Consider the following 11264-nt stretch of genomic DNA (forward strand, 5'->3'; position numbering starts at 1 on the left):
GAGGATATCTTAAACGTATTAAAAACTGGAAAATAGATAGACTAAAAAACTAGGGAACACATCGAACACTTCTTTCAGTAACACTATAAACTGGGAGTGTATAAGAAAATGAACAGTGCATGGAATCGGTTAACAAAAAAGCGAAAAAAAAGAAAGCAAACACTGCAGTTTGAGGAAACAGAAATAACCTCAAACAAAGAGGAACTTAGTGGACACTTAGATGAAAACCTTAAAAATATTAAGGAAGCTTTAGGGAACAGCGGTGACCTAGGTATCCGTGAATTTAAAATGGGAAAACCTTCCCTGCATAAAGTTGCGCTTATTTATATAAATGGGTTAGCAGATAAAGATATCATTGGTAGTGCTATCATAGAAAGACTAATGGGTAACGTTAACAATACTGAAAGTGTTGACCCCCAATCACCGAGCCAATTATTTACATACATTAAAGAGAATATCTTAACAGTTGGGAAAGTTGAGGACATAACGGACTGGAACAAGATGTTGCTTTCCATCTTATCTGGAAAATCCATTCTTTTGATTGATGGCTGGAATCATGCCATTAGCTGTGCGGCAGAAGGCGGAGAATTAAGAGCCATTACAGAACCTACGATAGAACCTGCTGTCCGAGGTTCTAAAGAGAGCTTTGTTGAGGCGCTTATTACCAATACAGCCATGGTTCGACGCAGAATTAAAAGCCCTAATTTATGGGTTGAAACCATGCAGCTAGGGAAGATCACACAAACAAATGTAGCCATTATGTATGTAAAAGGGATTGTCAATGACAAACTCCTTACCGAAGTAAAAGAACGGCTGGATAAAATGGAAGTAGATGAGATTATTGGTTCCAATACAATCGAAGAATGGATTAATGACGACACATGGACACTTTGGCCAACCCTATTTATAACGGAACGCCCGGATGTTGTGGCCGGAAATTTACTGGAAGGACGTATCACTATTTTTGTTGATGGGACACCGGGTTCTTTAATTTTACCAGCGACATGGAATCAGTTTTTTCAAACGGCCGAAGATTATTATATGCGTTGGTATATGGCCAGTTTTTTGAGACTTCTAAGAGTTGTTTCATTTTTAATAACCCTTCTTGGACCGTCCCTTTTTATTGCGTTTCTTACGTATCACCCGGAATTGATTCCAACGCCTTTATTAGTTAGTCTGTCAGCACAGCGGCACGGAATTCCATTTCCGGTATTTATAGAGGCTTTGTTAATGGAATTTACATTTGAAGTTTTGCGGGAAGCCGGCGTTCGGATGCCGCGTCCGATTGGGCAGGCTGTTTCAATCGTTGGCGCACTTGTATTGGGACAAGCAGCTGTTGCGGCAGGAATTGTTTCAAGTTCAATGGTGATTGTGGTGGCAGGGACGGCAATCGCCAGTTTCACCATCCCCCATGTTGCGATGACGGATGCGACACGTTTACTTCGATTTTTCATGATGATGTTGGCAGCTTCTTTCGGGCTTTACGGAATTGGACTCGGAGTCATTGTTTTAGTCGCACACACTTGTAGCATTCGCTCTTTTGGTATTCCTTATTTGGCTCCCTTTGCTCCCATCATTTTTGCTGATTGGAAAGATACCATCATTCGCTTCCCAAAGCCGTTTTTGTCAAAACGTCCTCGATTGATTAACCAAACGAAAATAAAGAGGACAGGTAATACTCAGAATCTGGGCCCGTCACCGAGAGAAGGTCAAATAAAGGATAACGAATCGAAGAGGGATTCTAATGAAACATAAACCATTCATCATTCTCTTTATGATTGTATCTACCGTATTACTGTCAGGATGTTGGGATCGGCAAGAATTACAAGATCTTGACATAGTAAGCGCTATTGGCATTGATAACGGCGGCAATAATTCGGAAAACAGATATCTCGTTACAGTACAAGTTTTAAATGAAGGACAAATAGCTAGTACGGCAGGGCAAGGAGGGAAATCCCAAGTGGCTCCTGTTACGACCTATTCGACTACAGGAAGTACTGTTGCTGAGGCACTCCGAAAAATTATGCCAAAGTCTCCCCAGGAACTTTTTTTTCCCCATGTCCAATTAATGGTGATTGGTGAAGAGCTAGCTAGAAAAAAAGGGATTCAAGATTTGTTTGATTTGATTGAACGTGACGCACAATTTCGTACACTTTTTCCGATTCTAGTCGTCAGAAATAATACTGCAAAGAATCTTCTCCAAATCACGACCCCTTTAGAGGACGTTCCTTCTGCCAAAATTGTTGGTGGCTTGGAATCCACCACAAAAATCTGGGGAGAGTATGCAAGTACCCGTGCTGATCAAGTCATTCAACAATTAGGAGGAAGCGAAGGAGCAAATTTAACGGGGGTTCAGATTACCGGAGACCCGGAAAAAGGGAACAAGTTAACAAACGTTCAACAAATATCTCCAAATACAGTGATCGAAATAAGAGGACTTGCTATTTTTAAAAAGGGTAAACTCAAAAAATGGTTGGATGAAGATGCTGCCCGTGGTGCTATATGGATTAATAATGAGTTAAAAAGAACCGTTGTAGACCTTAATTGTGAGAAGAAAAAAAAGGGGATTGCAGTGGAGATTATGCGCGCCAAAACAAAAATTAAAGTGGAAATTAAAAACAAAAAACCCGTTATTCAGATCACAGCTCGAACAGAAGGGCACATCTCAGAGGTCCATTGTCCAATCGATCTCGGTAAACATACATCCATTGAAAAACTTGAAAACCAGATGGAGAAGGAAATAAAAGACGAAATGATGATGGCCTTAAAAGATGCCAAAAAACAAAAAACAGATATTTTTCGTTTTGGCGAATATATCAACCGCGAGAACCCAAAATTGTGGAAGAAGATCAAAAAAAAATGGAATGATGAAATCTTTCCCGAGACAGAAATCAACGTAAACGTACAAGCGTTTATTCGACGGTCTGGCTTGCGGACAAAACCTTATATAAAATAAAAGAAAAGTCCGGGCATAACAAGGAACGAAGGGAGGTCTTCTAAGAAGATGGAGAAAGCCAAAGTTAGTGTCATCCAACTATTTGCCATGATGTTTTTGTTTGAATTGGGAAGTGCACTTGTTGTAAGCCTTGGCAGCGGGGCAGGAAAAGATTCTTGGCTAGCGATTCTTTTAGGAATGTGCGGGGGAGTTGTATTATTTCTCGTTTATTACTTTTTATTTCGACAATATCCAAACCTATCGTTAACCGGATATGCTAGGATAATATTCGGCAAATACATCGGGTGGGTGATCGGCTTAGTATACACCGTATACTTTTTGTATGCTGCTTCCCGGAACTTACGTGACTTTAGTGATTTGTTGCTTACCTCAACAATGCCAGCAACACCATTATTGGCGATCAATATCTTGATGGTTCTTGCCATTTGTTATGTACTTTATCTAGGGATTGAAGTAGTAGGGAGAACAGCAGAAGTATTTATTGTCACGTTACTCTTGTTTGGGGCAGCAGGAAATTTTTTGGTCTTTGTTTCAGGTAATATTGATTTTCATAATTTGCAGCCGTTTCTGGAAAATGGATGGAAACCGATCTTAATGACAGCATTTCCGTCGATTACCTATTTTCCTTTTTCGGAAATGTTTGTCTTTACCATGTTACTTCCTTATTTAAACCGACCTAAATTAGCGAAAAATGTTTGGCTGTCTGCCTTAATTTCAAGCGGTCTCATTTTAAGTTATACAGCTGCTTTAAATGTTGCCGTACTTAGTGTTGAGGAAGTGGGGAGATCGACTTTTCCTTTGTTATCAACCATCGGAAAGGTCAATCTTATGGAGTTTTTACAACGGCTTGATGCTCTTGTTGTTTTTACCTTTCTGATTACGATGTTTTTTAAAATCGCCATCTTTTTTTATGCCGCGATAATCGGAATGGTCGATTTGTTCAAGTTAAAAAATCATCAACAAATTATTTTACCAGCTGGGATTATTATCACCTTTTTATCAATGATGATTGCCTCTAATTTTGCAGAACATATTGAGGAAGGCCAAAATATTACATCATTTTACATTCATATTCCTTTGCATATCATCATTCCGTTAATCATGATGGTTGTTGCCATGATTCGCAACCGTTTTAAACATAAAGCTAACTAGACCCATTTTGTTTGTACACTTAGTTTTTAATGAAGTAAGAACAGGTTTGCAGACAAACATATTAGAAATAAATGAAATCCAGTCATAACAAGGAACGAAGGGAGCTCTTCTAAGACGATGGAGAAGGCAAAAATTAGTGGCATTCAACTGTTTGCCATGATGTTTATGTTTGAAATGGGGACTGCATTGGTCATAAGTTATGAAATAGCTGCTAAAAAGGACGCCTGGCTTGCTATTCTTTTAGGACTGTGCGGAGGAATTATCTTAACTTTCATTTATTTCTTTTTATTTCGTCAGTATCCAAATCTACCACTTACAGGATATGTTAGGAAAATATTTGGTAAATACCTAAGGTGGGTCATTGGATTGTTATACATCCTATTCTTTTTGTACATTGCTGCCCGAAATCTGCGTGAGTTCGGTGAGTTGCTGCTTTCATCGACATTAACAGAAACACCGTTATTGGCAATCAATATCTTAATGATTCTTGCCATTTGTTATGTACTTTATCTAGGGATTGAAGTATTGGGAGAACAGCAGAAGTATTTATTATCAGCTTAATCTTTTTTGGGTTGGCAGGGAATTTTTTGGTCTTTGTTTCAGGAAATATTGATTTTCATAATTTGCAGTTTCTGGAAAATGGATGGATACCAATCTTAACGACAGCATTTTCAATGACTACTTTTTTCCCTTTCGTAGAAATGTTTATCTTTAGCATGTTATCTCCTCATCTAAATCGACCTGAATCAACTAAAACAGTTTGGCTTTCTGCCATGATTTCAAGTGGTCTTGTCTTAACTTATACAACCAGTTTAAATATCGTTGTTCTTGATGCCGGAGAAGTGGAGAGATCGACTTTTCCTTTGTTATCAACCATCGGAAAAGTCAGCCTTTTTGAGTTTATACAACGGCTTGATGCTATTGCTGTCTTGACTTTTTTGTTTACTACGTGTTTCAAAGTGTCCATTTATTTTTGGTGCAGTCATAGGAATGACCGATTTGTTCAAGTTAAGAAACCATCAACAAATTGTGTTACCAACCGGGATTATTATCGTATTTTTATCAATGATCATCGCTTCAAATTTTGCTGAACACATTGAAGAAGGTCTAATCATTGCACCTTATTACCTTCACAGCATTTTTCTTCTGATTATTCCATTGTTAATGCTGGTTGTTGCCATGATTCGCAAACGTTTCAAGAAGAATGCTAACTAGATCCATTTTGTTTGTTCCTTTTTATGATAATCATGATTTGCTGACCAATTGTAATCAATAAAAGAAATGCTATCATTACATATTCTCCGGGTTCTATTACCCAAAACGGGTTGAGTAAATGCAATAATGCGTGAGAGAGCTTAAAGCCTAAGAGAATGTCCATTAATACACTAAGTGAAATGGCTAATAAAAGAATGAATACAAATACTCCGAATACTTTCATGGTTTTTCTCCCTTATTTGTCATGGTGTAAAGATAGTATTTGTTACAAGGGAATCTTTTAATAAAAAATTCGTATGAACGAAGTTGCTGCAAAAAGTGGTTCCTCCTACATCATAGACGTGGATATTTCATTTAAATAGGGGTACCGCCACATGCCCATCAAGAGAAAATTAGCGGTCGGCGGAAAGATAACCGTGATCAACTCCAGTTGCTCTTGCAGTCTGCTGGAGAAGGAGATATGATCGTCATCACCAAATTAGACCGGATGGCTCGTAACACCAAGGATGCATTGGATACGATTGAACACTTAAAAGAAAAAGGGATTTCTTTGGTCATCTTGAACATGGGAGGTCAAATAGTGGACACATCAACACCGATTGGTAAAATGTTAGTAACGATGCTAGCTGCTGTTGCTGAGTCGAAGCTGACTTGATTCGTGAACGGCAGCTTGATGGCATTCAAGCAGCTAAAGAGCGAGGCGCTTTCAAAGGACGTTCTCCTAAATACATTAAAAACAGTAAAGAAGTTCAGCAATCTCTTGAGTTGGTCCGAAAGCGTCATGTAACGGGAATGAGTATGGACATGATCGCAAAATCGTGCGGAATGAGTCGCAAGACCTTGTACACGAAGTGCAAAGAGTTTGGGGTTGAGGTGTAGACTACATATGCCTGTTGAATTTTTAACTCGTGAACAAGGAGTACAATACGGGAAGTTTTCCAATGAACCATCATCAGAACAGTTAGCCAAATACTTTTGGTTGGATGATCAAGACCGTAAGGTTATTTATTTATATTTAGCGAACTTTTTAATTTTATTTTTTCCGATAAGCCTTCTCACATCGTAGCTAATTCCTTAATCTCCCGGTCTAAATTTTGATCACCAGAACTTACCCGGGCTTAACCAAAATTCATCTTGTTCAGTGGCCTTTGGAATAATCCTGTACTGGTAAGTAGATGGAAGACTGTTCCTGATTCCCTTGATAAATGCTTCAGCTGCTTTTTCATTTTCAAAAGTTACTCCTGTTTCTTCACCAATGAATGTATTTTTAAACTCAATTTCCTGACCATCTCGATCAAAGGCTTTAACTATAAATTTCATGTTTCTCCTCCATTTCGAATGAACAACCCTGAATGAACGTGTTCACCCATAGGTAGACAAAGCCACCCTTTGAAGGATGGCTCCGGAAATTGGACATTGTTTTGCACAACAATATATATTTTCCTTACAGGCCAAAAATGGGAATGTGTAATAAATGTTAAATCACCTAATGCCCATCCCTTTTCTCTTTTTCCTCTTTTAAAAATTGCTTAAAATCCTCTTTCGTTATATTAGATTTCATTGCTTCTTTTAATAACTCAACCCACTCTTCAGGAAGATGATTCTTATCTACGTTTTCTTTTGAGTGTCATGATTATCCTCCTTTTTAACCCTATGTTACTACAAGAAAGCTTTTTTATTAATAAAAGTATTGGACATTATATATGATGTCAGCTTAAAAAAGGAGGATAAAAGTGGCACATCGATTTATAAAAACGATGCTGGTAATTGATATGAATTTATCATGGTTAATGGGACTTCTATTTAGTATCACCTTGCGTTTTATACGAGTGTAGGAAAGTTTTAGAAGATTGGTGAAAATATCATTTTTTGGTTTGGTCAGGGATTAGTGTTACAGTATTACGAAAAATTATTGATGGGCTTTATTTGATAATATAATTAATTCATCGAGGTTTTTAATTACGATTTCTTTTTTCGATGGAGGAAAATCCGAAATGTTTGCAATGATTTCCCTTCTTTTTAGTTCCATTTGTTTCAAAATGTCTTTATCAATTCCATCTAGATTACAACCACTTTCTTTGCCCATCTCTATCCTAAACCCCTTTTCTTTTAACAATATATATTGCTAATTTTAAACAATTTTAAGGTTATGTCGTTTTACCTTTTCTTTATGGCTTAATCCATGGAAACTACTCTTAATTCTTTGAATGAAAAGCCGGCTTTCCTCTTGATAAAGGATTGCCGACTTTTTACTAAAGGAATACCTTGGAGTATCTACCATATCATAGCTTGTTTACAGTTTAGTTAATGAAAAATAACAGTTTGATAACAGAGACTTAAACTAAAAAAAATTACCTATAACAATCATTTGCTCATAAGGGCAATCAAGGGTGCTACGCTAGCGCCTCGCAAACTTTGTGAACTTTTTTAAGAAGAGCATTTAAAAAACTTCACAAACTTCAAGCCCATTGACAGCCCTTTTCGCAAAGATTCGGAGAGGTCAAACAAAAAAGGAGTGATAGAAAATGGAAACAGGCTTTCATGGGTTGAAGGTAGCAAAATCAAGCACAGGATTTTATGTAGGTAGATGTATTCAAGAAGATGAAGCCATCAAACAATTTGTCAGGCTAACGGATGATCTCAGCAGCAAACAAGAAGCCATCGAGTGGATCGAATCTATGATGGAAGAAGTCGCAGAGAGGAAAGAGGGGTTGCTCCCTCTTTTGTTTTTTCACTTTAAAAAGTGTACCGTACACAATGGAAAATTCCCGACTACGCCAGGAATCGTGTCGCTTGCTTCGCTTTGCTCCAAATGATTGAAAGTGTGTCGGCGGCTTTTTAGGGGCATCAACCCCTACAAACCCGACTGCCTCCAAGCTAACGCAAGGAGACAGTACGCTCTTTTTATTCGCATGCTTTCGATCGAAAGCATGTAGAATAAAAATCGCTTTTCTTTATTGAAAAGCTCGGCATCGAGCCTCTCCTTTCAACCGATGCTGCTACCTTTCGGCAGCTAATCGCCTCGGACGCTCGGGCCATGTTTTTTTAATGGCAAAAGGGCATCGAGCCCTTTGCCATTAGGCGTCTTATACCTGCGGTATGTTCGACTGCCATGCCCGGACGGTAGTAAGCCTTCTTTGTTCTCCTCATTATAATGAGTGGGCTTATGACCGCGTGAAGGGCGGGCGCCAGGCAAACAAAATCGGCAAAGCCCAATGACTTAGGGGCAGTAAGGAAGCAAAAAACGCTCCCCAACTGCCCCTAAGTCATTGGGCTTCACTCGATTTTGAACGACAACGGGCAAAAAGCAGGCCCGTTGCCTATGCCTGACTGGCAAGTTCGCTTCTTCGTAAGCGAACCCTTCATACGGTTTGCGCCCATCATTGCTTTCTTCTCAAACAAAGAAAGGAAGTGTTACATATGGAAAAGGTTTATGAAATTCAACGTATTAAACAAGTCATTCAGGAGGTAGAAGGAGGAGAACACTACATCGTTCGTTCCCCTCAAGATGGCGCGAAGATTGCTGCTCAATTTATTGGTGATGATGATCGTGAAGTGTTCTTTGTCATGTGCCTGAATACGAAAAATCGTGTGGTGGCTGTCCATCGTTGTCATGTTGGAAGTCTGAATGCCAGTATCGTTGCGCCAAGAGAGGTGTTCAAGTCAGCCATCCTGAATAACTGCGCATCGATCATTGTCAGCCACCAGCATCCATCACAGAATTGCCAGCCATCAAGAGAAGATATCGAAGTCACGAAAAGATTAGTAGAAGCAGGTAGGTTCTCGGAATTGAGGTCCTTGATCACCTGATTGTAAATGCCGAAGCTGAATACTACAGCTTAAAAACTGAGGGTAAAATGTAAGATCAGAAGGAGAGGGTTCGCCCTCTTCTTTAATTTTTCTTCATTTCTTGTGGTAGTTCGTCTTGTTTAGGGGCATCGAACCCCAACAAGACGGCTTCATCTATGCTGCGCATGGATGAAGCATAAAAACCAATAAAAAGTCTGATTTATCCTTGTACGGTTCCAGAATCTCATTTCAAGAATTTTCATGAGGTTTAAATTGAAAAAATCCGAAAAAGTGCGCAAAGTATTTCCTAACACTAATAAAAGATAAAAAAATGTTAGATTATTGTAAATATTCGGTTAAATCGACAAACATTTTAATATGGCTACTTTATAATGGGGGCAGGTGATTCTTGTTTGTCCAAAAAGGTTTTCCTACATTTTTTATAGAGGGAGATGTAAATATGGATTTTTATGAAAAGTTACCTACTGATTTTTTAATTGCTTTTTATGATGAAATGATGAAAAACATTGAAAAAGGATTATTAACGAAAAATATGTATTATGAATTAGGTATACTGATTTCAGTGGCAAGTCATAGGGGTATAACCTTAGAGCAGCCATGCGACTTTGAACAGATCGTCGATCAAAAGGCTCTTGATGAGTTTATTCAATTTACGCAACATGTCACGTAATAAAGGATGGTTTGGAACCATCTTGTGAACTTTTACTATGTAATCAAAAGAAATCAAAAAAAATTCCCGTATTCATTTGCAAAAATACAGGACTTTGAATCAAACTTCTGAATGTTGTTGATTTTTACTTTTTTGATACATCGTGATGAGCTCGTCTAATTTCTGACTGCAACAAAGGGTGTCATCGCTATTTAATCCAGTTTTCCCCGCAATTAGGATCAAAATCTTTCTCATCTGATTGATCCGGTCCTCTAGTTCCTCCATCTCGATAACCATTATACATTCCCCTAATTCTTTTTAACTGTTTCATTCGATAAATTGGTTTTTCACGTAATTATTATTATGCGAAAAATTTTAAATAATTGGAATACATCTGACAAAACCCCCTAAAACATTACAAAAAATTGTATAAATAGACGAACTAAGGGCTAAAATCATGTGGAAAATCAAGGATGAAGAAGAAATCTTCTTACAAATAAGTTGTGCTGGATAGTATAAATGACTATCCAGTTTTTTTTGTGCTCCAAGTGAAACCGAATGAAACATAATAGAGGTTTTGTTACATTGAGAGATTTTAAAAGTCAAAAATGATTGCTACAGTCATTTTCAGTTCCTTACTTTAGGTAATCCTTTTTTATTAAGCTAACAGGTCAGGTACGTGAAGAAGGAAAATGAAAAACTTGATAGAGAATTATTTGTAAAACCGTGAATCAAAAATAGATAATGAATGGCTATTTACCATGTTTTGATTAATGTGTAAATGGGTAATCATTATCGATAGTGAGGTGAGAGTTGAATGCATGAGCATGAACTATTTTTCTTAAAGAAAGAGGTCAGCAGGCTTCTAAAAGATTTTATTAGGAGTTCGGATCCTATTTGTAAAGAACTGATTCGACAAGAGGTATTATTTCTATGTACTGTTATAGCTAATAATGAGCAAGTTCCTGTAGATTAAAAAACAGGGCTTTTTTTTGTGATCATATGAAAATATAATGTAACTTAATGGATGTTTTGTTACATGGGGCTAATTTTAGTTCTGTTGCTTTACAATTATTCTCCACCATCATCAGCATCACTTCCGTCTCCATCATCATTATCGGTATAGAAAAAGTCATTTATATGACTAACAATACTTTTATTTTCATTAACAAGGTTGTTGTTGTTTAAAAACTCACCGAGCGAAAAACTTTCTAATATCTGTTCTTTATCTTTACGGATAAACAAAAAAATAATTAAGATTAATACAATCAATAAAATCAATAGAAAAATCAATTGTACCACCACCCTTACAAAAATATTATTTAAGAGTGTAAAAAAAGAGAACGGGGTTCTATATTTTAAAAAGTATCAGCTGCGTCAGCAGCTTCAGATTGTAGACAAAAGGCATTCGAATGCCTTTTTATTGTTTTTTTGCTCGTAAGAGCAAAATTTAGACCTAGCCTATGCCTATTTCTAGGCCAT

Annotated in this window: 16 protein-coding genes and 2 pseudogenes; 12 read left to right on the forward strand and 6 right to left on the reverse strand. The window is 37.5% G+C overall.

What is annotated here, in order from left to right:
- Positions 1–108: 108 nt before the first annotated feature.
- From J7E66_RS02750 to J7E66_RS31555, 6 genes are all read left to right on the forward strand, one after another.
- Positions 109–1755: a spore germination protein gene (locus J7E66_RS02750; protein WP_214997926.1), complete on the forward strand. Its 1647-nt coding sequence runs from the start codon at positions 109–111 to the stop codon at positions 1753–1755.
- Positions 1745–2956, forward strand: a complete 1212-nt coding sequence (locus J7E66_RS02755) for a Ger(x)C family spore germination protein (protein WP_214997927.1) — start codon at positions 1745–1747, stop codon at positions 2954–2956. The genes J7E66_RS02750 and J7E66_RS02755 overlap by 11 nt, the downstream gene beginning before the upstream one ends.
- A gap of 48 nt (positions 2957–3004) precedes the next feature.
- Positions 3005–4108, forward strand: a complete 1104-nt coding sequence (locus J7E66_RS02760; protein WP_214997928.1) for a GerAB/ArcD/ProY family transporter — start codon at positions 3005–3007, stop codon at positions 4106–4108.
- Positions 4109–4225: 117 nt separating this feature from the next.
- Positions 4226–4669, forward strand: coding sequence for a GerAB/ArcD/ProY family transporter (locus tag J7E66_RS31545; RefSeq protein ID WP_251032726.1), 444 nt, complete (start codon positions 4226–4228; stop codon positions 4667–4669).
- A gap of 26 nt (positions 4670–4695) precedes the next feature.
- Positions 4696–5199, forward strand: coding sequence for a GerAB/ArcD/ProY family transporter (locus J7E66_RS31550; RefSeq protein WP_251032727.1), 504 nt, complete (start codon positions 4696–4698; stop codon positions 5197–5199).
- Positions 5108–5323, forward strand: a complete 216-nt coding sequence (locus J7E66_RS31555) for a hypothetical protein (RefSeq protein WP_251032729.1) — start codon at positions 5108–5110, stop codon at positions 5321–5323. Before J7E66_RS31550 ends, J7E66_RS31555 begins: the two co-directional genes overlap by 92 nt.
- Here J7E66_RS31555 and J7E66_RS02770 read toward each other — a convergent pair.
- Positions 5316–5546, reverse strand: a complete 231-nt coding sequence (locus J7E66_RS02770) for a YczF family membrane protein (protein ID WP_214997929.1) — start codon at positions 5544–5546, stop codon at positions 5316–5318. The genes J7E66_RS31555 and J7E66_RS02770 overlap by 8 nt on opposite strands.
- A gap of 168 nt (positions 5547–5714) precedes the next feature.
- Here J7E66_RS02770 and J7E66_RS02775 point away from each other — a divergent pair, with 168 nt between their 5' ends.
- Both J7E66_RS02775 and J7E66_RS02785 read left to right on the forward strand, forming a co-directional pair.
- A complete protein-coding gene (locus J7E66_RS02775) occupies positions 5715–5978 on the forward strand; it encodes a recombinase family protein (RefSeq protein WP_308162446.1) in 264 nt (87 codons plus the stop codon).
- A gap of 231 nt (positions 5979–6209) precedes the next feature.
- A complete protein-coding gene (locus tag J7E66_RS02785) occupies positions 6210–6389 on the forward strand; it encodes a DUF4158 domain-containing protein (protein ID WP_214997931.1) in 180 nt (59 codons plus the stop codon).
- 32 nt (positions 6390–6421) lie between these two features.
- On the opposite strand, the gene J7E66_RS02790 is transcribed toward J7E66_RS02785, so the two are convergent.
- The 3 genes and pseudogenes from J7E66_RS02790 to J7E66_RS02800 all read right to left on the reverse strand — a co-directional run bounded on the left by J7E66_RS02790 (position 6422) and on the right by J7E66_RS02800 (position 7409).
- Entirely contained in the window at positions 6422–6643 is a 222-nt protein-coding gene (locus tag J7E66_RS02790; RefSeq protein ID WP_214997932.1) for a hypothetical protein, read from the reverse strand.
- Between the two features lie 166 nt (positions 6644–6809).
- A pseudogene (sinI, locus tag J7E66_RS32740) lies at positions 6810–6905 on the reverse strand (DNA-binding anti-repressor SinI); the annotation flags it as partial.
- Positions 6906–7232: 327 nt separating this feature from the next.
- A complete protein-coding gene (locus tag J7E66_RS02800; protein WP_214997933.1) occupies positions 7233–7409 on the reverse strand; it encodes a hypothetical protein in 177 nt (58 codons plus the stop codon).
- 439 nt (positions 7410–7848) lie between these two features.
- Here J7E66_RS02800 and J7E66_RS02805 point away from each other — a divergent pair, with 439 nt between their 5' ends.
- The 3 genes and pseudogenes from J7E66_RS02805 (at position 7849) to J7E66_RS02815 (ending at position 9803) form a co-directional block, all read left to right on the forward strand.
- On the forward strand, positions 7849–8139 hold the full coding sequence (locus tag J7E66_RS02805; protein WP_214997934.1) for a hypothetical protein: 291 nt from the start codon (positions 7849–7851) through the stop codon (positions 8137–8139).
- A gap of 604 nt (positions 8140–8743) precedes the next feature.
- Positions 8744–9186 (forward strand): annotated as a pseudogene (locus tag J7E66_RS02810) (JAB domain-containing protein).
- 386 nt (positions 9187–9572) lie between these two features.
- On the forward strand, positions 9573–9803 hold the full coding sequence (locus J7E66_RS02815) for a hypothetical protein (RefSeq protein WP_214997935.1): 231 nt from the start codon (positions 9573–9575) through the stop codon (positions 9801–9803).
- Positions 9804–9902: 99 nt separating this feature from the next.
- Here J7E66_RS02815 and J7E66_RS02820 read toward each other — a convergent pair whose 3' ends face one another.
- On the reverse strand, positions 9903–10079 hold the full coding sequence (locus J7E66_RS02820) for an aspartyl-phosphate phosphatase Spo0E family protein (protein ID WP_214997936.1): 177 nt from the start codon (positions 10077–10079) through the stop codon (positions 9903–9905).
- Between the two features lie 520 nt (positions 10080–10599).
- Between J7E66_RS02820 and J7E66_RS02825 the strand changes: the two genes are divergently transcribed.
- Positions 10600–10758, forward strand: coding sequence for a hypothetical protein (locus J7E66_RS02825; RefSeq protein ID WP_214997937.1), 159 nt, complete (start codon positions 10600–10602; stop codon positions 10756–10758).
- 95 nt (positions 10759–10853) lie between these two features.
- On the opposite strand, the gene J7E66_RS02830 is transcribed toward J7E66_RS02825, so the two are convergent.
- The gene (locus tag J7E66_RS02830) at positions 10854–11075 is read right to left on the reverse strand and encodes a hypothetical protein (RefSeq protein WP_214997938.1); all 222 of its coding nucleotides are present in this window, start codon (positions 11073–11075) and stop codon (positions 10854–10856) included.
- Between the last annotated feature and the right edge of the window lie 189 nt (positions 11076–11264).

The sequence above is a fragment of the Bacillus sp. ISL-7 genome (assembly GCF_018613065.1).